The organism is Pseudonocardia sp. EV170527-09 (assembly GCF_008369905.1).
In the GTDB taxonomy this organism is placed as follows: domain Bacteria; phylum Actinomycetota; class Actinomycetes; order Mycobacteriales; family Pseudonocardiaceae; genus Pseudonocardia.
The window spans coordinates 1-23945 of the sequence record NZ_VRMC01000086.1; the positions used below are offsets into that span (position 1 = coordinate 1).

The 23945-nt window shown below is 73.5% G+C and carries 16 protein-coding genes; 11 read left to right on the forward strand and 5 right to left on the reverse strand.

Going from position 1 to position 23945, the window contains the following annotated elements; genetic code table 11:
* Positions 1 to 542: 542 nt before the first annotated feature.
* The 4 genes from FVA95_RS22400 to rfbA form a co-directional block, all read right to left on the reverse strand.
* On the reverse strand, positions 543 to 1037 hold the full coding sequence (locus FVA95_RS22400) for a hypothetical protein (protein ID WP_149665912.1): 495 nt from the start codon (positions 1035 to 1037) through the stop codon (positions 543 to 545).
* Positions 1034 to 2497, reverse strand: a complete 1464-nt coding sequence (locus FVA95_RS22405; protein ID WP_240051669.1) for a HAMP domain-containing sensor histidine kinase — start codon at positions 2495 to 2497, stop codon at positions 1034 to 1036. The genes FVA95_RS22400 and FVA95_RS22405 overlap by 4 nt, the downstream gene beginning before the upstream one ends.
* The gene (locus tag FVA95_RS22410) at positions 2494 to 3189 is read right to left on the reverse strand and encodes a response regulator transcription factor (RefSeq protein ID WP_149665913.1); all 696 of its coding nucleotides are present in this window, start codon (positions 3187 to 3189) and stop codon (positions 2494 to 2496) included. The genes FVA95_RS22405 and FVA95_RS22410 overlap by 4 nt, the downstream gene beginning before the upstream one ends.
* A gap of 112 nt (positions 3190 to 3301) precedes the next feature.
* Positions 3302 to 4180, reverse strand: coding sequence for a glucose-1-phosphate thymidylyltransferase RfbA (rfbA, locus tag FVA95_RS22415; RefSeq protein WP_149665914.1), 879 nt, complete (start codon positions 4178 to 4180; stop codon positions 3302 to 3304).
* A 400-nt stretch (positions 4181 to 4580) separates the two neighbouring features.
* Between rfbA and rfbB the strand changes: the two genes are divergently transcribed.
* The gene (gene rfbB / locus FVA95_RS22420; protein ID WP_149665915.1) at positions 4581 to 5561 is read left to right on the forward strand and encodes a dTDP-glucose 4,6-dehydratase; all 981 of its coding nucleotides are present in this window, start codon (positions 4581 to 4583) and stop codon (positions 5559 to 5561) included.
* A 95-nt stretch (positions 5562 to 5656) separates the two neighbouring features.
* Here rfbB and FVA95_RS22425 read toward each other — a convergent pair whose 3' ends face one another.
* On the reverse strand, positions 5657 to 6769 hold the full coding sequence (locus tag FVA95_RS22425; RefSeq protein WP_205015938.1) for a DNA alkylation repair protein: 1113 nt from the start codon (positions 6767 to 6769) through the stop codon (positions 5657 to 5659).
* Positions 6770 to 6936: 167 nt separating this feature from the next.
* On the opposite strand from FVA95_RS22425, the gene FVA95_RS22430 reads away from it, so the two are divergent.
* The 10 genes from FVA95_RS22430 to FVA95_RS22470 form a co-directional block, all read left to right on the forward strand.
* Complete coding sequence (locus FVA95_RS22430) at positions 6937 to 7518, forward strand: TetR/AcrR family transcriptional regulator (RefSeq protein ID WP_149665917.1); 582 nt, start codon at positions 6937 to 6939, stop codon at positions 7516 to 7518.
* A gap of 531 nt (positions 7519 to 8049) precedes the next feature.
* A complete protein-coding gene (locus tag FVA95_RS22435) occupies positions 8050 to 8442 on the forward strand; it encodes a hypothetical protein (protein WP_149665918.1) in 393 nt (130 codons plus the stop codon).
* Positions 8443 to 8474: 32 nt separating this feature from the next.
* Positions 8475 to 8759 carry a DUF1918 domain-containing protein gene (locus tag FVA95_RS34010; protein WP_149665919.1) on the forward strand — a complete coding sequence of 95 codons (285 nt, stop codon included), beginning with the start codon at positions 8475 to 8477 and terminating at the stop codon, positions 8757 to 8759.
* Positions 8760 to 8969: 210 nt separating this feature from the next.
* Positions 8970 to 9113 carry a hypothetical protein gene (locus FVA95_RS30950; RefSeq protein ID WP_161992394.1) on the forward strand — a complete coding sequence of 48 codons (144 nt, stop codon included), beginning with the start codon at positions 8970 to 8972 and terminating at the stop codon, positions 9111 to 9113.
* Positions 9114 to 9332: 219 nt separating this feature from the next.
* A complete protein-coding gene (locus FVA95_RS22445) occupies positions 9333 to 9695 on the forward strand; it encodes a hypothetical protein (protein ID WP_149665920.1) in 363 nt (120 codons plus the stop codon).
* Positions 9696 to 9872: 177 nt separating this feature from the next.
* Positions 9873 to 10826, forward strand: coding sequence for an iron-siderophore ABC transporter substrate-binding protein (locus tag FVA95_RS22450; RefSeq protein ID WP_161992395.1), 954 nt, complete (start codon positions 9873 to 9875; stop codon positions 10824 to 10826).
* A 612-nt stretch (positions 10827 to 11438) separates the two neighbouring features.
* Positions 11439 to 11648 carry an MbtH family protein gene (locus FVA95_RS22455; protein ID WP_149665922.1) on the forward strand — a complete coding sequence of 70 codons (210 nt, stop codon included), beginning with the start codon at positions 11439 to 11441 and terminating at the stop codon, positions 11646 to 11648.
* Between the two features lie 69 nt (positions 11649 to 11717).
* A complete protein-coding gene (gene panD / locus FVA95_RS22460; protein ID WP_043282205.1) occupies positions 11718 to 12125 on the forward strand; it encodes an aspartate 1-decarboxylase in 408 nt (135 codons plus the stop codon).
* A gap of 35 nt (positions 12126 to 12160) precedes the next feature.
* Entirely contained in the window at positions 12161 to 15616 is a 3456-nt protein-coding gene (locus FVA95_RS22465) for a non-ribosomal peptide synthetase (protein WP_149665923.1), read from the forward strand.
* Positions 15617 to 15735: 119 nt separating this feature from the next.
* Positions 15736 to 23945 (forward strand): non-ribosomal peptide synthetase (locus FVA95_RS22470; protein ID WP_149665924.1); only part of this gene is annotated, 8210 nt, incomplete at its 3' end.

The window sequence follows — 23945 nt, forward strand, 5'->3', positions numbered from 1 at the left end:
CCGACCCGAACCCGTCTCGTTCTCAGCAGAGCCCATAGGGTCTGATGTCATCACTCACAGTGCCCATCCCGCCGGACGCTGAGGTCCGGCGTGTCGGGCCGGAACCACCGTTCGTTGCACAGGCCCAACCCGTCGGCGTCGGTCACGGTGGCCCCGAGCGACGGGAGCGTGTCGTCGACTCTCCTCGGTAGGCCTCCGACCGGAGGCGGGGACATCGACGCTGGCGCGGGCCGGTACGTGATGGTGCAGCTGGCAGATCCGAACCAGTACCTGAACCTCGCCGAGGTACAGGTCTACGGTCCGACGAAGCGCTGACCGTCGGGCCATCGGGTCCGGTATGACTCGGCGGCCTGCGCTGCGGCGCAGGCCGCCGACTCGGGTGCCCCGCGGACAGGCTGCGGCCCTGGGCAGGTCGGGCGCGTGGCTCGTGGTGTCGATCCCGTGGGCGCAGCGACCAACGCAGAGACCCTGTCGCGCCCGTGTCGCGAACGCGTCACGGTGGGGGGCCGACCCGCGACATGGTCACGACGGTGCGGCGTCGTTCAGTACTCGCAGGCCAGCAGACGCGATTGCGTGCCGAGCTCGTAGAGGAACACCATCACCTCGGTGTGGTCCGGGGCCATGAGGGTGCAGGCGATCTGCTGCTCGGCAGGCCGCCCGAGCGGCATCCCACCGTTCGCGACGGTGACGACGACACCCTGCTCCGTGCGTTCGGCGCTCACCAGGGAGGCGGACGGGGGCAGCGCGGTGCTCAGGCCAGCTGATCGCTCGTCCTGGGTCGGACCGACGAGCAGCACACGAAGCAGCGTGGCGTCGTCGACGCGGCCGAGCAGCCGGACCACCGGGGTGACCTTCCCCCGGAACAGCAGGTAGATCTCGCGGACGTTCGGGTCGATCTCGGACAGGACCTGGTCATCGGTCATGACCTGGGCCTCGACAGGTGCCGACGCCACCGTGATCATTCCGCTGGGGCGGACACCACACCCGCCGACCAGCAGCAGGCCGGCCAGCACCGCGATGGTGAGTGCCCGCCTCATGTACGACCGTCCGGGAACCGCGGCAGGCGCAGCGTGAACACCGCGCCACCGTCCGGGCCGTTCGCCGCAGTCAGCGTGCCGCCGTGCAGGTGGGCGTTCTCGCGAGCGATGGCCAGCCCCAGACCGCTTCCCTCGGAGCGGCTCCGTGACTGGTCGGCCTTGACGAAGCGGTCGAATATCTCCTCCGTCGAGCTCTCGTCGATGCCGGGTCCCGAGTCGATCACCTGCACGGTGACGGTGTCGGCTGTGGCACTGGCGGTGACCAGCACGGGCGGCGCTCCGTGCCGCACGGCGTTGCCGACCAAATTGGCCACGATGACGTCGAGCCGGCGCGGATCGACGACGGCCTCGACACCGTCGGGCAGGTCGGTGTCGACCACGAGACCACGCCGATCGAGGGTGGCCCGGATCGCCTCGGCGACGTCGACGGTGTCCACTCGCAGGGCGGCGGTGCCGGCGTCGAAGCGGGTCACCTCGATCAGGTCCTCGACCAGCCGGGTCAGGCTGCGGGTCTCGACGCCGATGAGACGGACCGCCCGAGCGGCGTCCTGGGGCAGCTGTTCTGCCGTGTCGTCGAGCAGGTCGAGGACGGCGGTCATCGCGGTGAGGGGGGTGCGCAACTCGTGCGAGACGTCGCCGACGAACCGGCGTGCGTCGGTCTCCATACGGCGGAGCTGGACGACATGGTCGCGGCGTGAGTCCGCCATCTCGTTGAAGGTCGCGGAGACGGCGGCGAGCTCGTCACCACCGGGTGGAATCGCCGCCCGCGCCTCGAGGTCCCCGGCCCCCAGCCGAGCCGCGGTCTGCTGCAGCGCGCGCACCGGACGCACCACTCCGCGAGCGGCGAACATCGCCAGTCCGAGCGCCACGGCCACCCCTGCGGCGCCGACGAGCCAGGCGTCGCGGGCGAGATCGTCCACGACCGTTTCCTCGCCGGCCAGCGAGTCGAGCACGAAGACGCTGATCCGGGCCGACGGATCCGCCAGCGGACCCGTCGCATCCTGCATGGACAGCTGGACACCGGTCACGAGCCAGGTGGCGTCGTCGTAGCGGACCCGCTGTGAGACCAGGTATCCGGCAGCGGCGGCATCGCGCAGCTGGGGCGACACCAGGTTCTGGTCGAACCCGTCGGAGGAGCGACCGTCTCCGCGGAGGACCAGCGCCTGGTGCTCGGTCCCGATACCCATCCTGGCCCCGATGAAGGACAACAGCTCTGGTTCCGACCGCACGGGGAGAGGTCTGAGCGACTCCACCTTGCGGAGGAACCGGGCCACCGCGATGTCCTGGGCTCGTTGCACGATGGCGTCGCGCGCGGTGATGTACTCGACGCCGGCAACACCCGTGGCCACCGCGAAGCCGAGCATCGCGAAGGCGACCACCAGACGCAGGCGCAGGCCGCGGAGAGGCCATGCGCGAGCACCGTCGGGGGCGCCCCGAGGATCGACGGTGCTGCCGGTCACGGTCCGCCGAAACGGTAGCCGAATCCGCGCACGGTCTGCACGACCGTGGGGGACGAGGGGTCGTCCTCGATCTTCGCGCGGAGCCGCTGCACGCAGGAGTCGACGAGTCGGGAGTCGCCGAGGTAGCTGTGGTCCCACACCGCTGACAGCAGCTGCTGACGGCTCAGCACGCGGCCCGGCGCGTCCGCGAGTTCGAGCAGCAGCTTCAGCTCCGTGGGGGTGAGCGTGACGACACGATCATGAGAGGTGACGACCAGCGCCTGTCGGTCGATCGTGAGCGAGCCCTGTCGCACGACCTCGGGTCGGCCGTCGCTCATCACGGGGGTTCTTTCGGCCGTGCGTCGCAGAACGGCCCGGATGCGGGCGTCGAGCACACGACCGGCGACCGGCTTGACGACATAGTCGTCGGCGCCGGCCTCCAGACCGGCCACGACGTCGATGTCGTCGTCACGAGCGGTCAGCATCACGATCGGAATCGACCCGGCGGCACGCAACCGCCGGCACACCTCGAACCCGTCGATGTCGGGCAGCATCAGGTCGAGCACCACGACGTCGTAGTCGCCCCCGGCGATCCGGGCCAGGCCCTCGGAGCCGGTCACGGCACAGTCGACGACGTGCCCCACGTGGGTCAATGCGATCCGCAGGCCCTCGGCGACCGACGTGTCGTCCTCGATGAGCAGGGCCCGTGCCATGTCGACATCATGGCGCACGAGCGGGCACGCCGCTGGTGGGCCACCACTGCGGCCCGGGGTCGGGTGGTCGCTGACGCTGCTCATGGACGGTGTGCGGTCGCCGGGGCGTCGCTCAGAAGGTGGCCGCGACCTCCATGACGTAGGAGCCGTAGCCGGAGGCGCCGTAGCGTTCACCCAGCTTGTGGCAGGCGTCGGCGTCGATGAAGCCCATGCGCAACGCCACCTCTTCGACACACGCGATGCGCACTCCCTGCCGGTTCTCCAGCACACGCACGTAGTCGGCGGCCTCGAGCAGGGACTCGTGGGTGCCGGTGTCGAGCCACGCGAAGCCGCGGCCCAGGTCGACCAGCCGCGCCGACCCTTGCTGCATGTAGACCCGGTTCACGTCGGTGATCTCCAGCTCGCCGCGGGCCGACGGGCGCACCGAACGCGCGATGTCGACGACCTGCTGGTCGTAGAGGTACAGCCCGGTGATGGCTCGGTCCGAGCGAGGGGCTGCGGGCTTCTCCTCGATGGAGATCAGCCTGCCCTGCGGGTCGGCTTCGCCCACTCCGTAGCGCTGTGGGTCGCGCACGGGGTACCCGAACAGCACGCAGCCGTCGCCGGAGGTCAGGCCCTCGATGCTGCGGTGGAGCATCCCGGAGAAGCCGGGTCCGTGGAAGATGTTGTCCCCCAGAACCAGCGCCGAGGTGCTGTCCCCGATGTGGTCGGCGCCGATCACGAATGCCTGTGCCAGGCCGTCGGGGGAGGGCTGCTCGGCGTAGGTGATCTCCAGGCCGAGCTCGGCGCCGGTGCCCAGGAGACGTCGGAAGTCCGGCAGGTCGGTGGGCGTTCTGATCACCAGGATCTCCCGGACGCCGGCGAGCATCAGCGTCGAGAGCGGGTAGTAGATCATCGGCTTGTCGTAGACGGGCAGCAGCTGCTTGGACACGACTCGCGTGAGCGGATCGAGGCGGGTCCCACTGCCACCGGCGAGGATGATCCCCTTCACTGCTGCCCCAGAGCCTCGTGCGCAGGACGGCCGAGCTGCGCGCCGGGACCCGCGTCGGACATCACGTGCCCGTCTGCGCAGACATCGGTGGGGTGCACCACGGAGCTCCTTCGGGTCTCGCGCAGCCCACTCGTCGTAGCTGCCGTCGGACGGCGACGCCGTCCCTGCGGTCCGTCTCGTCGCTCCACGATGCTCGCGCGAGGTCATCACCGTGTGCTCGCCGTGTCGTGATTGCGTCACAGCGGGCGACAGGTCGCAGCAGGCCGGCACGGCGGACTGTGACGTCATCGCGACACGACGAGGACGAGGTGCGGACAGGGGGCGCCCACCGTGGGCGGCGTCCCGGCCGACACGAGTCGGCCGACAGTCCCGACCCACAAACCCCTGGAAGGTTCTCCACGTGTGGATTCTCGTTACCGGTGGTGCCGGGTTCATCGGCTCGACCTTCGTCCGGGCCGTCCTCACCGACCGCTACGCGGCGCTCGCCGGAGCCGAGGTCGTGGTTCTCGACCTGCTCACCTACGCGGGCACCCTCGCCAACCTGACCGAGGTGCGCGACTCGCCGCGCCTGCGGGTGGTGCCGGGCGACATCCGCGCCGCCGAGACCGTCACCGCGGCGATGAGCGGCGTCGACGTGGTGGTCCACTGCGCGGCCGAGTCGCACGTCGACCGGTCGATCGAGGGAGCCTCCGAGTTCGTCTCGACCAACGTCCTCGGGACCCAGGTGCTGCTCCAGGCCGCGCTGGAGGCTCGCGTCGAGCGGTTCGTGCACGTCTCCACCGACGAGGTGTACGGGTCGGTGGAGACAGGTGCCTCGGTCGAGACCGACCCGCTCGAACCGAACTCGCCCTACTCCGCGTCGAAGGCCGCGTCGGATCTGCTGGCTCTGGCCTACCACCGGACGCACGGGCTGCCGGTCTGCGTCACCCGCTGCTCGAACAACTACGGGCCGCACCAGTACCCGGAGAAGCTCGTTCCGCTGTTCGTCTCCACCCTCCTCGACGGTCGCCGGGTGCCGCTCTACGGGGACGGCCGCAACGTGCGCGACTGGCTCCACGTCGACGACCACTGCCGGGCCATCGCCGCGGTGGCGGTCGGTGGCCGCCCCGGGGAGATCTACAACATCGGCGGCGGGACCGAGCTCAGCAACATCGAGCTCACACGCCGGCTGCTCGAGCTGGTGGGTGCGTCGGAGGCGATGGTGGAACGGGTCGCCGACCGCAAGGGGCACGACCGCCGCTACTGCGTCGACTGGTCGAAGATCCGTGCCGAGCTCGGCTACCGGCCGCAGGTCGAGTTCGACGACGGGCTGCGGCGCACCGTCGAGTGGTACAAGCGCAACCGCGTCTGGTGGAAGTCGATGAGCCCGGTCGCGGCCTGAGCGAGCGTCCGAGCGCTCCAGTGGGAAGCAGCCGGCACCGCCGACGCGGTGGTCGGCGACCACCGGATCGTCCGCGGTGCGCGTCCGCCGGCTGGTCACCTGACGAGGTCGAACTCGTCGGTGGCGACGACCCGACCGTTGACCTGGAGGTCGATGACGTGGGTGCCGGGGTAGTAGCGGCGGGTCGTGATCTCCCGGACCGGGTGGCGCTTCTCCACCACTCGGCTCTCGCCGGGCCCCAGCTCGACCGAGGCGAGCTTGAAGACCTTGGGGAGGGTGCGCCCGTTGTTGCGCACGTGGTGCACGACGTAGTCGATGGCGACGGTGTGCGCGTGCCGATCGGTGTTGCGGATCTCGGCACGCAGGGTGACCGACTCGCCGAGCCGGATGGTGGCGGGGCTGAGCACCAGCCGGTCCGCCCGGACGTGTTCGCCGCCGGTCACACCGGACAGGGCGAGTGCCCGCTGGCCGCCGTTCTTCACGAGAACCCGCAGCGCGTGCCGGCTGATCCACTCCGTCTCCGGGGTCGGGCTCTCCGCGGCCCACCGTTCGAGCACGTCCAGTACGGCGTCGGGGTGGTCGCGGGCGATGTCGTTGAGGTTGTTGGCGACCGACTTCCGGACGTAGGGCGAGGGGTCCGAACGCAGTGCCTCCAGTACCCCCAGGACAGGGGTGGGGTCCTGGACGAACCGGTGCAATGTCCGCGCCCACGGCAACCGCGGCCGGATCCCCTCGCTCGCCAGCCGGCGGACGTTGAGGCTCGGTGATCCGGCCCAGGTCCGGACCCGCTCCATCGTGATCTCGTGGTGCTGGTCGAGGTAGGGCCGGATCGCGTACTCACCGGTGTGCCGCCGGGTGATCTGTTCGATCGCGTCGAGCGAGATCTCCGGGTGACCGAGACCGTGGTCCTCCACGAACCGGGCCACCGGCATGAGGTACCAGCTGGTGGTGAACATTCCGTCGCCCTCGGCCAGCTCCTCGCCGAGGATCGACAGCAACGTCGCCAGGGCCTGCGGATAGTCCTCCGGGAGCCTGCTGCGCAGGCCGTCGGAGAAGACCCGGACGCGGTCCTTCAGCTCGAGCGGGGGTACCAGCGCCCCGACCTCGGTGACGTATGCCTCGAGGTCGAACTGCGGGTGCACCTGGGTCACCAGCTCTCCGAGCAGGTGGGCCGCTCCGCTGTCGAAGTGTCGCTTCAGGCCGTACACCTCCACGGTGCCGCGACGCCGACCCGGTCGCGGGTACCGTCGCGCTGCTCGCGCGAGGCGACGGTGATCATGACGGGACTCCCTGGTCGACCCTGGCGTACCGTCGGTATGTGGAGGGGACCGTAGCACGTTCACATACCGTCGGTACATGAAATCGGGGAGGGTCGATGACCGGAGTGCGGGTCCGGCAGCGGGAGCAGACGCGCCAGGCGCTGATCCAGGAGGCGCGGACGTTGTTCGCCCAGCGTGGCTACGGAGCGGTCGGGCTGGCCGAGATCGTGGCCGCCGCCGGTGTCACCAAGGGGGCCCTCTACCACAGCTTCGACGGCAAGATCGGCCTGTTCCGCGAGGTCCTCGCGCAGGTCCAGTCGGAGGTCGCCGACCGGGTGGCCACGTCGGTGTCCGACGACGCGGACTCCTGGGTCTCCTTCGTCGAAGGGTGCCGGGCGTTCCTGTCGGTGTCGAACGACCCCGAGCTGTCCCGGATCATGCTGATCGACGGGCCCGCGGTCCTGGGATGGGCGGAGTGGCGGCGGCTGGACGAACAGACCTCCGCGCGACATCTGGCGGAGTCGCTGCAGCAGCTCGTCGACGACGGGGTGATCGCGGCCCAGCCGGTCGAGCCGTTGACCAGGCTGTTGTCCGGCGCGATGAACGAAGCTGCCCTGTGGCTGGCCGAGGCGCGGGGGACGGTGGACAGCGAGGCCGTCTGGACAGCGTTCCACCGCCTGCTCTGCTCGCTCCGCTGACGTCGGCCCGCTGACCGGGGTGTCGGCCGGGTCGCCTGCTCCGGGCAGCAGAGGTCTCTCCGTCGGCATGCCCTCGGCGCGGCCGGGTAGTCCGCCCGCCATGACCCACGACCGTCGCAGCTACGGGTCCGGCTCCGCGCTCGATCCCTCCGGTGCGGGTGTGCGCCCTACCGGCAGGGCCGGGCGAGATCCGGTGGGTCGCGTGATCGCACGTCGAGCCGTCGTCCGCCGGTCCTGTCGAGGAACGGGGCCGCGTGCGGTGCGCGGATTCCGGTTCCTGGCAGATGTTCGCGATCATCTGTTCTCTTTGGCGTGGACCCCCCGATGGTGCGTCGCCAGGAATAGGGCCGTTGTCGGAATCGGTTCGTCTGTGTCGAGAACGCGATGTGACAGCGCCGCGCGACCGATTCCGCGAGGACCGGGGTCGCGCGCGGACATCGCCGGAACAGGGGTGCGAGAAGGAGGTGCTCTGTGATGGGAGTTGATCGGATCAGAGTGGACTCCCCGCATCCGGATGTGTATCGGATCCGGGTGTGGGGCTTCCTGGACACCACAGCGGGTGCGCGGATCCTGCGCCAGGTCGACGCCCGCCTCGCCCTGCTCGACGACGCCCGTGTGCGAGCCGGGCACATCCTGGCGGATCTGGCCGGGGTGGCGGCTGCGACCTCGCCAGGGCTGTCCGCGCTGCGCCACGCCACCTACGCGACCGCGCGTCGCGGGGTGGGTTTCCACCTCGTCGGTGCGGGGCACCTCGCCGCACGGGCCGGGGTGCGGGCCCACGCCGTGCTGGAGCGGATCGGGCAGTTTCCCGATCTGCCTGCTGCACTGGACACGCTGGTCACGGCCCCGGACCATCGCGACGGGGGCCGGTCGTCGCACCCGCGCCGGGGCGTCGCGTCACCGAGCCCCCGGTCCCGAGGGTGAGCACCGCAGGAGAAGGAGGAAGGTGGAGAACGATGCAGGCAGTCGTGGGTGACCACATCGTCGTCGAGTCCGCCACGCTGGGGCGAACCGCCCGACTCGGTGAGGTGCTCGGCGTGCTGGGACAGAACGGGGAGCCGCCGTACCGGGTCCGGTGGGCCGATGGGGCGGAGTCGCTCTACAGCCCCGGCGCCGACGCCCGGGTGCGGCTCGTCGCGCCCGAGCCCGACCCGGAGGAAACCGTGATCGGGGAGGGCGACGTCGAGTGGGTGGAACCGGTTCGCGACGACGTTTCTCCGGTGTCGGATCCGCGTCCTTGACAACCGCCGTGGAGTGTCTTATTAGTGGAGGTGTCCGAGAGATCGGACACCGCACGACAACCGACCGAGTGTGAGCGACGGTTCCTCCGAGCAGGCCGGGAATGACAGGCCGAAGTGAGCTCGGGCGACAGAGATGGTGACGTCGTCCGTGCCGTGCCCCGTTTCCCGGTGTGCGTGGAACAGGTCGGAAAGGGAGGTGAGAACCTGGTGATGCGGATCGATCCGTTCCGTGCGCTGGACCGGTTCCTCGACCCGGACACCAGACCGTTCGTCCCGGCGGCCCCGGGTTGGCCGACGCACGTCGCGATCGGGTCGACGATCGCGGACGACAGCTCCTGGCCCGGTCCTCCCTGACGAGACGGTCCGCCGAGGTCACGGCCACCGAACGGCCACCCGACGGCCACGGAGCGGCCACGACGACAGGTTCGGAAGGGGGTGGCAGCCACCTCGAGACTGCTGATCATCGACCGACCATCACTCGAACCACACGGTGGAGTCGCCCACGGGTCGGGCACCGTGCCCGGTGCTCCGACCGGGGTGACTCCGCTCCTCGACCCTCGTGAGGTGATGACGATGCTGGACGCCCCGTGCACAGCGCCCTCGGGTGTTCCGGCCCGAGCCGACACGGCCCCCGTCGTCGAGATGCCGCTCGACGGCCGTACCTCACCCGACTGCGGGGTCACCGCCCACGTCGAGACCGGGCCCGACACCGACGCCGCGTTCTTCGCCATCGTCGCCGCGTCCGGTCCGTGGCCCGAAGCCCGGGCCGACCGCCGTCGCACGATCCGGCGGCCTCGCACCGACACCGCCACCGCCCGCGAGGACGCGCCCGACCGCGCCGGCCCGGAACGCGCCGGACCGGGAACGCGACCGACGCGGCACGACGCCGGGCGCCGAAGAGTGCGCCCCGACCAGCGCTCGCCTCCGACCGTATGAGCAGGGGCCCGGGCCGTCACGGCCCGGGCCCCTGCTCGTGCGCGTCGGTCCTCATCGGACCATCGTGACTGTGCGGTACCGCACCGATACCGCGACCGATCTTCCGCGGACGAGCACCTCCTGCGTAACTTACGAGGTATGCCTAAGTTAAGTCGCCGAGGTCTCCTCGGTGCCGCCGTGTGCGGCGCGCTGCTGTTCGGAACCGTCGCCTGCGGCAGTGAGTCCTCCGGTGCCCCCGACACCGCCCAGGGAGCGGTCACGGTCACCCATGCACTGGGCACCACGACCGTGCCGCCGGGTGTCTCGCGGATCGTGGCGCTCGGGCCCACCGGGTTCGACGTCGCACTGGCGCTGCAGGCGCCCGTCGTCGGAGCCTCCTCCAGCGGCAGCGAGTCCGGTCTCGCCCCGTGGACGTCGCAGGCCCATGGGGCCAAGGACGTCGAGGTGCTCCCCGTGACCGGCGAGGCCACCGAGGTGAACATCGAGCAGGTCGCCGCCCTGAAGCCGGACCTGATCTTCGCCCCGGGCTACTTCGCGCTGCAGAAGTCCTACCAGCAGCTCAGTGCGATCGCGCCGACGATCGGCTACCAGAAGGGCCCGGCCCAGGACACCTGGCAGGAGATGACGACGCAGCTCGCGACGGCGCTCGGCCGGCCGGCCGACGCCGAGCGGGTCATCGGCCAGGTGCAGACGAAGCTCGACGAGACGCGGGCCGCGAACCCGGCGCTGCAGGGCGCCACCTACACCTTCGGCTTCGTGCAGCCCGGTGCGGTGACCGCCCTGCGCGACCCGGACGACGCGATGAACTCGGTGCCCGCGGCGCTGGGGCTCTCGCTGTCGCCGCAGATCCTCGCGCTGCCGAAGGGGGAGTCGTTCGGGGTGCAGCTCTCCTCCGAGCAGATCGCCTCGCTCGACGCGGACGCCCTCGTCCTGTTCGACGGCGGTGACGCGGAGGCACTCAGGACCCTCCAGCAGAACCCGCTGTACGAGCGGCTGCCGGTGGTGCAGCGCGGCGCGGTTGTGACCTACGACTACGACGAGTTCATCGGGCTGCGCAACCCGTCCCCGTTGTCGATCCCGTGGATCGTCGACCGGATCGCCCCGCGTCTGTCGGAGGCCGTGTCCAAGTAGTCCCTCGTCCTCCACTGCGGCCGGCTCCGGCATCCCCGGTGCCGGCCGCAGTCGTGTGCGGAGGGTTGATCCCCGGGGGCGGCGCCCCCGTCGAACGGGCCGAGGAGGCCCGGCGCGTCACACCAGGACGCAGTAACGCCAACACGCGACGAGATCAGTCAAACGAGTGACGCTGGCCTCCTCCCGCTACTCCGACCTGGCGTTTCGGGCGGTGTGGGAGTTCTGCGTGATGTCACTCTCTAGGCGGGATGATGATCGATGTGATGAAGTTAGGCTCGCCTTAGAGAAGTGCAGCCGACCGTGTGCAAGGGACAGTGATGGCCGACCCCGCGAGGGTGCGAAGCGGTGGCGGTCGGACGACCGGCTGCGTCGCCGAGTGTCGGGACGCGGTCGCGCGGCACCACAGCAGCCTCACCGAGGACACCACGACGGGGAGCGCGAGCCTCGGGAGCCCGGTCGCTCTCCGTGGGACCAGCAGCCCCCGACCGTCGACCCGGGACGGCCACGACCAGCTCGAGCGGGCGGTGTCCGCCGGCACCGAGCGGTCCGGCCCCTGTCCCGCCGGTCGCACCGCGCGCTGATCCGACCCGACCGACGACAGAGGAGACAGCCATGTCCGTCAACCCGTTCGACGACGAGACCGGGACGTTCTACGCCCTGGTCAACGACGAGGGTCAGTACTCCCTGTGGCCCGAGTTCGCGGCCGTCCCCGCGGGCTGGCAGGTCGCGCACGGTCCGGCCGACCGCGCGTCCTGCCTCGCGCACGTCGAGCAGCGCTGGACCGACCTGCGACCGCGCAGCCTGGCCGACCGCACCGGCTGACCCGCTCCACCCCTCACCCCCGAAACGGAAGGAACCCCCATGTCCGGCGTCGCCGATGTCGTCCCGCAGGTGTACCGCACGCTGCTCAGCGGCAAGATCCACCGCGCCACGGTCACCCAGGCCGACCTGCACTACGTCGGTTCGCTCACCGTCGACGAGGACCTCATGGACGCGGCCGGGCTGGTCGAGGGCGAGAAGGTCCAGGTCCTCGACATCGACAACGGCAACCGCCTCGAGACCTACGTCATCACCGGTGAGCGCGGTACCGGCGTGATCGGCGTCAACGGGGCCGCGGCACACCTCGTGCACCCGGGTGACCTGACGATCATCGTCGCCTACCAGCAGGTCCCGCAGTCCGCTGTCGCCGATCACGTGCCGCGGGTCGTCCACGTCGACGCCCACAACCGGATCGTCGAGCTCGACACCGACCCCGCCGCTCCGGTGCCCGGAGCCCTCGACCAGTTCGCCGGTCGCTGAGCGTCCGCAACCACCGCGCAGGAGGAACCACCCCGATGAGCCCCGTGTCCACCGCCGAGCTCCGTGAGCTGATCGCCGACCTGGTCGACGAGGAGCCCGCGGACGTCGGCGGCGACGACGACCTGTTCGAGCTCGGCCTGCAGTCCATCGCGCTCATGCGCCTGGTCTCGCGCTGGCGCGACGAGGGGCTCGACGTGGGGTTCGGCGACCTCGCCGCCCGCCCGACCGTCGCGGCGTGGGCCGCGCTCCTGGCCCGCCGTCCCGACGCCGGCCCGGCGACGGACGGCACCGACGAGCAGCCCGCCGACGCGGGGCAGCCCGCCATGGCCGACGAGGCCGCCGAGTTCGGGCTGGCCCTGCTCCAGCACGCGTACTGGGCCGGCCGCGACCCGGCCCAGCCCCTGGGCGGGGTGGCCCCGCACCTGTACCTGGAGTTCGACGGGCCCGGTCTCGACCCCGACCGGCTGGCCGCGGCCGTGCGCCGGCTCGTCGACCGGCATCCGATGCTGCGTGCCCGCATCACCGACAACGGCCGCCAGGAGATCCTGCCCGCCGACGGCCAGGGCACGCCCGTCGTGCACGACCTGCGCGCGGTGTCCGACACCGAGCGCGAGCAGCGGCTGGCCGCGACCCGGGACGCGATGTCGCACGAGATGCTCGCGATCGAGCGCGGTGAGGTGTTCCGGGTCGCGGTGAGCCTGCTGCCCGACGGAGCCCGGCTGCACGTCGACGTCGACATGGTCGCCGCGGACGCCGTCAGCTTCCGAGTGCTGCTCGCCGACCTGGCCCACTGCTACGCCCACCGCCTCGACGCGCCCGAGACCGAACCGATCGGCGTCACCTACCGGGAGTACCTGCAGGCCAGGCCGGGTGCACGTCGGGCGGTGTCCGACGCCGCCCGTGCCTACTGGGAGAGCCGGGCCGCCGATCTGCCCGGGGCGCCCGAGCTGCCCGCGGTGGAGCACGGCACCGGCCGTCCGCGCGCCCAGCGGCTCGCGTTCACCCTGGCCGGCGACGAGCGGGACGCGGTCTTCGCCGCGTGCCGCCGCCACGGTCTGACCGCGGCCGCCGTCATCGCCACCGCCTACGCCGAGGTGGTCGGCGCGTGGAGCGCGCAGCCACGGTTCGTGGTGAACGTCCCGCTGTTCGACCGCGACCCGGTGCACCCCGAGATCGACCGGGTCGTCGGTGACTTCACCGGCTCGGTCCTGCTCGAGGTCGACCTGACCACGCCCGCGACGTTCCTGGAACGGGCACGGGCCGTCCAGCACCGGCTGCACTCCGACGCCGAGCACGCCGCCTTCTCCGGTGTGGAGGTGCTGCGCGAGCTCGGCAGGCGCGCGGGCGAGCAGGTCCTGGCGCCGGTGGTCTTCACCAGCGGGCTGAACCTCGGCGAGCTGTTCGACGAGCAGGCGCGGGCGCTGTTCGGCGACCCGGTGTGGATGATCTCGCAGGGGCCGCAGGTCCTGCTGGACGCGCAGATCACCGAGGTCGGCGGACAGATCCTGGTCAACTGGGACGTCCGCGCCGACCTGCTGCCCGGCGGCGTCGGAGAGGCCATGTTCGCCGCGTTCAGCGGGCTCGTGCGCGGCCTGGGCGAGGAGCGGACCTGGTCCGTGCCCGTCCCGGCGCTGCTGCCCGCCGACCAGCTCGCCGTGCGCGAGCGCGTCAACACCACCGCCGAGCTGCCGCCGGCGCGGCCGCTGCACCACGACTTCTTCGCCGGCGCCGTCGCCCGCGGGGACGCCCCCGCCGTCGTCGCCGACTCCGGGGTGCTGGGCCACGCCGAGCTGGCCGACCGGGCACTGCGGGTCGCGGCCGGGCTGCGCGAGCGCGGGGTCGCGCCGGGCGAGCCGGTCGCGGTGACGTTGCCGCGCGGACCGGAGCAGGTCGTCGCGGTGCTCGGGGTGCTCGCCGCCGGCGGCACCTACGTGCCGCTGGGCGTGGAGCAGCCCCCCGCCAGGGTCGAGCGGATCCGGACGGTGTCCGGGCACCGGTGGGCGATCACCGCCGAGCCGGGGGAGGACCGGGTGACGCTCACCGAGCTCCTGGCCCACGCGCCGCTGCCCGAGGCGGCCACCCCGGACCCGGAACAGGCCGCCTACCTGCTGTTCACCTCCGGCTCCACCGGCGAGCCCAAGGGCGTCGAGGTCCCGCACCGCGCTGCCGTCGCCACCCTGGACGACCTGGTCCGCCGCTACCGGATCGGGAGCGGCGACCGGACGCTCACGGTCTCCGCACTCGACTTCGACCTGTCGGTGTTCGACCTGTTCGCGGTGCTCGGCACCGGCGGTGCCGCCGTCGTCGTGCCCGAGGGCGCCCAGCGCGACGCCGACCACTGGGCACGCGCGATCCGCGAGCACGGCGTCACGATCCTGAACTGCGTGCCGGCGCTGCTCGACGCGCTGCTGGCCACCGGGCACGACCTCGGCGACACCCTGCGCCAGGTCCTGCTCGGCGGCGACCGGGTGGGCACCGACCTGCCGGGGCGGCTGCGCGAGCGGGTGCCCGGCTGCGGCTTCGCGGGGCTCGGCGGCACGACCGAGACCGCGATCCACTCCACCGTCACCGAGGTCGGCGACGGCCCTGGTGCCGTCGACCCGGACTGGCGGTGCGTGCCCTACGGCACCCCGCTCGACGGGGTCGCGCTGCGCGTCGTCGACCACCTCGGCCGCGACGCACCCGACCACGTGCCCGGCGAACTGTGGATCGGCGGCGCCGGGGTGGCGCACGGCTACCGCGGCGACCCGGACCGCACCGCGGACCGCTTCCTGACGCTCGACGGGCGCCGCTGGTACCGCACCGGGGACCTCGCCCGCTACCGGGCCGACGGCACCGTCGAGTTCCTCGGCCGCCGCGACGACCAGGTCAAGCTCAACGGTTTCCGGGTCGAGCTGGGGGAGGTCGAGGCCGCCACCGCCGCCGTCGACGGGGTCGCCCGCGCGGTCGCCGTCGTCGTCGGCGACGCGGTGCTCGCGGTCGCCGTGCACGGCACCGCCGACCCCGACACCGTCGCGGCCGCGCTCCCGGACGCGCTGCCGCCGCACATGGTCCCGCGGGCGGTCGTCGGGCTGGACCGGATGCCGCTGACCGCGAACGGCAAGATCGACCGCCGAGCCGTGCGGGCCGCCGTCGCCGAGCGGGTGGCCGACGGCGGCGACCGGGTCGAGCCCGACTCCGCCCTGGAACGGGTGGTGGCCCGGGTGTGGGCGCAGGTGCTCGAGCACGACGGCCCGGTGGGCGTCGAGACCCCGCTGTTCGCCCTCGGCGGGGACTCGGTCCTGGTCACGGTGATCGTCTCCCAGCTGCGGGAGCTGCTCGACACCGACGCCGTCTCCGCACGCACGGTCTTCGCCCACCCCACGGTGCGGGAGCTGTGCCGGGCCCTGCGCGCGCAGGAGCCCGAACGCCTCGACGCCGTCGCCGAGGTCGTCGACGAGATCGAGTCGCTCGCCGAGGACGAGGTCGACCGGGCGCTGGCCGACCGGTGAGCGGTCCTCCGCACGGCTGAGCCCCGCCGTCGCGCCGTGCCCGAACTGCGGCACCCGAACCGACCGCACCCGAACGACCGCACCCATCCGTCCCGCCCGGGACACCGGAGGCCACCACCATGACCAGTCTCGACGAGCGCAAGCGCGCCCTGATCGCCCGGCGCCTGGCCGAGTCCGGCCTGCGCCGCAGCGACCCCGGCGCCGCGCCGCGCCGGGCCGGTCGGGCCGAGTTCCCGCTGTCGTTCGCGCAGCGACGGATGTGGCTGCACCACCAGATCGTGCCGGGCAGCACCGCGTTCAACCTGTGCATCGAGCTGACCGTCGACGGCGACCTCGACGTGCCGGCCCTGCGGGCGGCCTTCGACGCGCTGGTGGCCCGGCACGAGGTGCTGCGCACCACCTATCACGCGGGCGACGACGGCGACCCGTTCCAGCGGGTGCACGACTCGCTCGACTACCCCTGGGAGGTCCTCGACGCGCCCGGGGCCGATGCCGACGCGCGTCGTGCCCGGGTCCGCGAGCTGGCCCGCGAGCGGGCGTCGCGGCCCTACGACCTCGCCGCGGACTCCGCGCTGCGGGTGGCGGTGGTCCGGGAGAGCCCGGCACGTACGACGGTGTTGCTGCAAGTCCACCACATCGCCTGGGACGGCCTCACCTTCGCCGTGATCTCCCGCGACTTGGAGCGCGCCTACCGGCAGGCCCTGGACGGGGCGGTGACCACGACCCCACCGCAGCGTCAGGTCGCGGACTTCGCCGATGCCGAACAGCGGGCGTGGGCCGCAGCCGGGCAGGGGAGCGGCCACGACGCCGACGCCGCCTTCTGGCGGGAGCGGCTCGCCGAACCGGTCCCCGCGCTGTTCGACCGGCTGCCGGCCGAGGACCCCACGGCCGGCGTCGAGACGGGCGGACGGGTCGACCGGCGCTTCTCCCCGGCCGCCGCCCGCGCGGTCCGGGAGCTGTCCGCGCAGCTGGGCACCACGCCGTACACGGTGGTCCTCGCCTGCTACAGCGCCGTGCTGAGCCGGTTCGCCGGCACCGGCGACGTCGCCGTCGGCACCGCCGTGGTCAACCGCGAGGAGGGCGGGGTCACCGAGCTCGTCGGCAACTTCGGCAACCTGGTCGTGCTGCGCTCGCAGGTGCGGTCCGACGACACCGTCCGGTCGCTCACCGGCCGGGTCGCGGGCGTCGCGGCCGAGGGGTTCGCCCACCAGGGGTTCCCCTACGACCGGCTCGTCGAGCAGCTGAACCCGTCGGCGTCGGGACAGGACCGTTCGCTGTTCGAGGCCCAGCTGCTGTTCCTCACCCAGAAGCTGGACGGCCCGCAGCTGCCCGGTGCCACCACGAGCTGGCTGCGCACCGACAACGGCACCGCCCAGCACCCGCTGGCGCTGGAGGTGTTCCTCACCGACGACGGCTTCGACGTCGAGGCCACCTACGCCGCGGCGCACCTCACCGAGCACGCCGTGTCCACCCTGCTGGCCGACCTCGAGGCACTGCTCGAGGACGCCGGCGACGACCCGGACCGCCGGCTCGCCGACGTCTTCACCACCCGCCCGGTGCACCGGTCGGTCACCGCCGTCGACGGCGTGCCCCGCTGGAACCCGGCCGACGCGCTCGGCCCGGGCGTCGCCGACCGCGCCGACGAGGTGGCCCTGGTCGGCGCGCCCGGCCCCGGGAAACCTCCGGTGGAGGTGACCGTCGCCGAGCTCGACGACACCGCCGACCGCGTCGCCGCCGCGCTGCGTGCGCGCGGCATCGGGCCGGAGGACCGGGTCGCCGTGCTGCTGCCCCGCACCACCGGCCTGGTCGCCGCCGTGCTCGGCGTCCTGCGCGCCGGCGCGGTCCTCGTACCGGTGGATCCCGGCTACCCGGCCGCACGGATCCGGCACGTGCTCACCGACTCCGCGCCCGCCCTGGTGATCACCGACGGTGCCACCGTCACGACCGGTGCGGCCACGGCGAGCGTCGCGGACCTGGCGACGGGCCCGGCCCCGGACCGGCCGTTCGACCGGCCGCGCCCCGAGCAGGCCGCCTACCTCGTCTACACCTCCGGATCGACCGGGGTGCCCAAGGGCGTCCTCGGCACCCACCGCGGCCTGGCCCGGCGGTTGGACTGGGCGGGCCGGGCCTGGCCGGTCGAGCCCGGTGACGTCCGGGTCGCCAAGAGCTCGATCGCCTTCATCGACGGCGTCACCGAACTGCTCGCCGCGCTGGCCGGTGGGGCGCGGGTGCTGGTCGCCGACGACGCCACCGCGACGGAGCCGGAGGCGCTGGCCCGGCTGCTGCGCACCGAGCCGGTCGCGCAGGTCACCGCCGTCCCGTCGCTCGTGTCCGTGCTCGCCGAGACCCCCGGCGCGGTCGCGGTGCGCCGCTGGATCTGCTCCGGCGAGCCGCTGACCGCCACCGCCGTCGCGGCCGCGCGCGCGTGGGCGCCCGGCTCGGTCGTCGTGAACTCCTACGGCTCCTCCGAGGTCGCCGGCGACGTGCTCGCCGGCGAGGTCGACGGCGACGAGCGCGTCACGGCCGGGCGGGTGGTGCCCGGCAGCACCGTCGCGCTGCTCGACCGGTTCCTGGCCCCGGTACCCGACGGCGTCGTCGGCGAGCTGTACGTCGGCGGCGAGCAGGTGGCCCGCGGCTACGCCGGACGCGCGGCCGAGACCGCCGCCCGGTTCGTCGCCGACCCGGCCGTGCCCGGCGCCCGCCTCTACCGCACCGGTGACCTCGCCCGGCGCCTGCCCGACGGCCGGTTCGAGCTGCTCGGCCGCGCCGACGACCAGGTCACCGTGCGCGGTGTGCGGGTCGAACCCGGAGAGGTGGAGGCCGCCCTGGTCGCACAGCCGGGTGTGCGCGCGGCCGTGGTCGTCGCCCGCACGATCGGCGACGGACCGTCCCTGGTCGCCTACGTCGTCCCCGCCGACGACACCGCCGAGCTCGTCGGCGAGGACCTGCGCGCGGCCGTCGCGCAGCGGCTGCCGTCGCAGTTCGTGCCGGCCACGGTCGTCGTGCTCCCGGAGCTGCCGCGCACCCCCGGCGGCAAGATCAACACGCGGGCGCTGCCGGCGCCCGACCGCGTCCACGGTGGCTCGCGCCCGCCCCGGGACGACCGCGAGCGCGCGCTGTGCGCCCTGTTCGAACAGCTCCTCGACCGCACCGGGGTCGGCGTCGACGACGACTTCTTCGTCCTCGGCGGCCACTCGCTGTCCGCGCTGCGGCTGGCCAACCGGGTGCGGGCACGGCTCGGCGCCCCGGTCACGGTGCCCGACGTCTTCGCCCGCCCGACCGTCGCCGGACTCGCCGCGCTGGTCGCGGACCGGGCCCCCGCCGGTACCGACGACCGGGACCCGGCTGCCGCCGACGGCCCGGTCCGCCGCCCGGACAGCGCACCCGCGGTCCTCGCCCCCGCCCAGAATCCGATGTGGACGCTGTACTGGATGCAGGGCCCCGGTACCGCCTACAACGTCCCCCGCGCGTGGACCGTCGACGGCCCGTTCGAACCCGAGGCGTTCCGCGCGGCGCTGCACGACGTCGTCGCCCGTCACGAGGTGCTGCGCACCACCTACGGCGAGACCGCCGACGGCACGGTCACCGTGGACGTCCATCCGCCCGGTGAGCTGCCGGTGCACGTCGGGACCGGAGCCTCGGACGAGGCGGGCGCCGACGCGACGCTCGCCGCGCTCGTCGGGCACCGCTTCGACCTGGAGCGCGAGGCCCCGGTCCGCGCCGAGGTCGTCCGCACCGCCGACGACCGCCACCGCATCGGGCTCGTCTGCCACCACATCGCCGTCGACGAGTGGTCCCTGCGGGTCCTGCTCGCCGACCTCGGCACCGCCTACGCCGCCCGCCGCGCCGGGCGCGCCCCCGCCCTGCCCGAACCGCCGCTGCGCTTCGGCGACGTCGCCGCCTGGCAGGCCGCGCTCGTCGGGACCCCGCAGGAGCCGACCGACCGGGCACGACGCCAGCTGGAGTTCTGGGCCGACCGGCTGACCGGCGCGCCGCCGGTCACCACGCTCCCCACCGACCGGCCCCGGCCCGCGACGCCCGGCGGGCACGGCGCCGAGGTCCGCTCCGAGTTCCGCCCCGAGCTGGCCGCGGCGCTCGGCGCCGCCGCCCAGCGGCACGGGACCAGCATGTTCATGCTGCTGCACGCGGTACTGGCCGTGCTGCTGGACGCGCACGTCGACGCCGACCGCGACCCCGGCGACGACGCCGGGGACGCCGTCGTGGTCGGCACCCCGGTCTCGGCGCGGCGGCACGCGGCGGCCGAGGACGTCGTCGGGTTCGCGCTGACCACCCTGGCGCTGCGGCTGGACCTGCACGGTGACCCGACCCTGGCCGAGGTCCTGGACCGGGCCCGCAGCGCGGACCTGGCCGCGATGGAGCACGCCGACGTCCCCTTCGACCGCGTCGTCGACCGGATCGGCCCGGAGCGGGGCGCGGCCTCGCCCCTGTTCCAGGTGGAGCTGCTCTACCTGCGCACCGACCCCGACCGCAGCGAGCTCGACCTGGACGGCGCCGTCACCACGGCCCGGCGCACCGGCACCGGCTCGGCGAAGTTCGACGCGACCTTCGCCTTCCACGAGTCCGTCACCGAGACCGGCGACCCGCGGCTGGGCGTGATCGTCGAGTACGCCACCGAGCTCTACGACGCCACGACGATCGAGGCGGTCCTCGCACGGCTGGAGCGTCTGCTGGACCTGGTCGCCTCGGCGCCCGGCACCCGGCTCTCCCAGCTGCGGCTCGACCCGCCGGCCCCGGCACCCGCTCCGGCGCCGACCGGTACCGACCGGCTCCCCGAGACCCTTCCCGCCACCCTCGCGGCGCTGTTCGCCGCGACCGTCGCGGCCCGGCCCGACGCCCCCGCGCTGGTCGCCGGGGCGGAGCGGCTGACCTGGGGCGGGCTCGGCGACCGTGCCGGTCGGCTGGCCGCCGTGCTCGTCGCCGACGGGGTCCGCCCGGGGGACCGGGTGGCCGTCGGCGTTCCGCGCGGCGCCGACATGGTCGTCGCGGTGCTCGCCGTCGCCCTGGCCGGGGCCACCGCGGTCCCGCTGGACGTCGACTCCCCGGCCGGTCGCCTCGCGCTCATCGTCGGCGACGCCCGGCCGCACAGCCTGCTGGCCGTCGCCACGACCCCGCAGAGCGTGACCGGTCTCGGCCCGCGCGTGGTCGGAGTCGACGCGCTCCCGGCGGACGTCGCACCGCTGCCCGAACCCGTCGCCGTCCCCGCCGCGCAGCCGGCGTACATCGTCTACACCTCCGGGTCCACCGGCCGGCCCAAGGGCGTCGAGGTGCCGCACCGCGCGGTGCTGTCGCTCCTGGCGGCGACCGTGGCACCCGGCGGCACCATGGACGTCACCGCCGACGACGTGTTCTCCTTGGTCCACTCGATCGCCTTCGACGTGTCGGTGTTCGAGCTGTGGGGCGCGGTCGCGACCGGCGCGACGGTCGTCGTCGTCGACGGCGACACCGCCCGCGACCCGGAACGCCTCTGGGCACTGATCGCGGCCGAGCGGGTCAGCGTGCTCAGCCAGACGCCCTCGGCTTTCGGCCCCCTGGCGCTCGCCGAGCCCACCGGCGGCGCGGCGGCCGAGACCCTGCGCTACGTGGTGTTCGCCGGCGAGGCGCTGGAGCCGCGGCTGCTGCGGGACTGGTGCGCCCGGCACGCCCCCGGCGCCCCGGTGCTGGCCAACCTCTACGGCATCACCGAGACCACGGTGCACACCACCTACCGCGAGATCGGCCCCGCCGACCTCGACCGGCCGGTCAGCCCGGTCGGTGGCCCGCTGGCCGGGCTGGAGGTACGGCTGCTGGACCGGCGGCTGCGACCGGTCCCGCAGGGTGTCGTCGGCGAGATCCACGTCGCCGGCGCCCAGCTGGCCCAGGGCTACGCCGACCGCCCCGACCTCACCGCCGTCCGGTTCGTGGCCGACCCCGACGGCCCACCCGGCACCCGGCTCTACCGGTCCGGTGACCTCGCCCGGTTCGACCGTGCCGGGGAGCTGGAGTTCGCCGGCCGCGCCGACGAGCAGGTGAAGATCCGCGGGTACCGGGTCGAGCTGGGGGAGGTCGACGCCGGCCTGCTCACGCTGCCGGGGATCGCGCAGGCGGTCACCCGGGTGCACACCGGCACCGACGCCGCCGACCGGCGGCTCGTCGGCTACGTCGTGCCGGCACCCGGCACCACGGCCGACCCCGCCGCCGTACGCACCGTCCTGGGCGCCGTCCTGCCCGGGTACATGGTCCCGGCCGCGATCGTCGTGCTGGACCGGCTGCCGTTGACCGTCAACGGCAAGCTCGACCGCCGCGCCCTGCCCGAGCCCGACTTCGGCGGCGGCCCCGTCACCGCGGACCGCGAGCCCGCCGACGACGTCGAGCGGACCCTGTGCACCGCGTTCGCCCAGGTCCTCGGGGCGGCCCGGGTCGGCCCTGACGACGACTTCTTCACCCTCGGCGGCGACAGCATCCTCGCCACCCGGGTCGTGCGGGCCGCGCGCGAGGCCGGACTCGACGTCCGCACCTCGCACGTGTTCGCCCACCGGACCCCGGCCGGGATGGCCCGCGTCGCGGGCACGGCACCGCAGACGGTCCGCCCCGACACCCGGCTGCTGCGCGACCTGCTCGGGCTCGGCCCGGCCGATGTCGCCGCGCTCGGCGAGCGGGTCGGCGGCACCGCCACCGACGTCTGGCCGATGTCCCCGCTGCAGGAGGGGCTCTACTTCCAGTCCGTCTACGACGCCGCCGAGGGCACCGGCGGTGACACGGCCGGCAGCGGCGTCTACATCCTGCAGACCGTGTTCACCCTGGATCGCACCCTGGACCGCGAGCGGCTCCGGGACGCGCTGGCCCGGCTGGTCGCGGCCACGCCGCTGCTGCGGGTGGGGTTCACCACCGACGACCGCGGCCGCCCGGTCCAGGTGGTCCGGGACCACCTCCCCGACCTGCCGGTGCCGGAGCTGTCCGTGGCGTCCGTGGACGGTGCCCGCGAGGTCGCCGAGCAGGAGCGGGCGCGACCGATCCCACTCGACGCGCCGCCGCTGTTCCGCCTGCTCCTCGTGCACCTGCCCGACGGCCGGGACCGGCTGGTGCTCACCAACCACTTCCAGCTGTTCGACGGCGCCTCGGCCATGCGCGTCGTCGACCGCCTGCTCACCCTGCACGACGGTGGCGAGCCCCCGTCGGCGCCCGGCTACGACGCCTACCTGCGCTGGACCGCCGACCAGGACGAGAAGAGCTCGCGCGAGGTGTGGGAGCGGGCCTACGCCGACCTCGCCGCCCCGACCCTGGTCGCGGGCGAGGAGCAGCGGTCCTTCACCGAGCCCTCGGCCCGGATCGGGACCCGGTTCGGGGTCCCGCTGTCCGACCGGGTCCGGGCCGTCGCCGCCGGGCACGGGGTCACCGTCAACACCGTCCTGATCGCGGCGCTCGGAGTCGTGCTCGGCCACGCCACCGGCGGCGACGACGTCGTGCTCGGGACGCCGATGGCCGTCGCACCGGACGAGATCGCCGGGGTGGAGCACGCCGTCGGGCTCTTCCTCAACACCGTCCCCGTCCGGGTCCGGCTCGCCCCCACCGACACCGGCGCCGACGTGCTGCGCCGCCTCGCCGACGAGCGCGCCGACCTCGTCGCGCACGAGTACCTCGGACTGGGGCAGATCCAGCAGGCCACCGGCCGTCCGCGGCTGTTCGACACCCTGTTCACGCTGCGCAACGCCTGGGACGCGTTCGCCGAGGCCGCGCAGCGGCACGGGATGGCCGATGTCGAGACCCTCGACGACTCCCACTTCCCGCTGTCGTTCGCGGTCAACCCGTTCGACGACATGGAGCTGACCGTCGACCACCGTCCGGAGGCGGTCGACACCGACACGGCACGGTCGCTGATGGACCGCTTCGTCGCGGTGCTCGACGCCCTCACCGCCGCGCCGGACGCCCCGCTCGCCGCGGTCGACCTCGGCGTCGCCGTGGACACCGGCGCCACCGCCACCCCGGTCCCGGACGCCACGATCGCCGAGCTGCTCGCCGAGCGCGCCGCGACCTGCCCGGAGCGCACCGCCCTGGTGGCGGGGGAGTCCCGGCTGACCTTCGCCGAGCTCGACGCCCGGGTCACCCGCACCGCGCGGGTCCTGCGGGCTCGCGGTGCGGGCCCCGAGACCGTCGTGGCGTTGGGTCTGCCGCGCTCGACGGCCAACGTCGTCGCGTTGTTCGCGGTGCTGCGTGCGGGTGCGGCGTACGTGCCGTTGGAGTTGGACCACCCCGACGAGCGGCTCGGGGAGATCCTCGACGCGTCGGGGGCGGCGCTGTTGGTCACCGATTCCACCGTCGCGGCCCGCTTCGA

Bases quoted from the DNA above. Each gene is read 5' to 3' on its own strand.
- FVA95_RS22400 (WP_149665912.1), bottom strand. From the start codon at position 1,037: ATGAGGCGGGCACTCACCATCGCGGTGCTGGCCGGCCTGCTGCTGGTC.
- FVA95_RS22410 (WP_149665913.1), bottom strand. From the start codon at position 3,189: ATGGCACGGGCCCTGCTCATCGAGGACGACACGTCGGTCGCCGAGGGC.
- FVA95_RS22430 (WP_149665917.1), top strand. From the start codon at position 6,937: ATGACCGGAGTGCGGGTCCGGCAGCGGGAGCAGACGCGCCAGGCGCTG.
- FVA95_RS34010 (WP_149665919.1), top strand. From the start codon at position 8,475: ATGCAGGCAGTCGTGGGTGACCACATCGTCGTCGAGTCCGCCACGCTG.
- FVA95_RS30950 (WP_161992394.1), top strand. From the start codon at position 8,970: ATGCGGATCGATCCGTTCCGTGCGCTGGACCGGTTCCTCGACCCGGAC.
- FVA95_RS22445 (WP_149665920.1), top strand. From the start codon at position 9,333: ATGCTGGACGCCCCGTGCACAGCGCCCTCGGGTGTTCCGGCCCGAGCC.
- FVA95_RS22455 (WP_149665922.1), top strand. From the start codon at position 11,439: ATGTCCGTCAACCCGTTCGACGACGAGACCGGGACGTTCTACGCCCTG.
- FVA95_RS22465 (WP_149665923.1), top strand. From the start codon at position 12,161: ATGAGCCCCGTGTCCACCGCCGAGCTCCGTGAGCTGATCGCCGACCTG.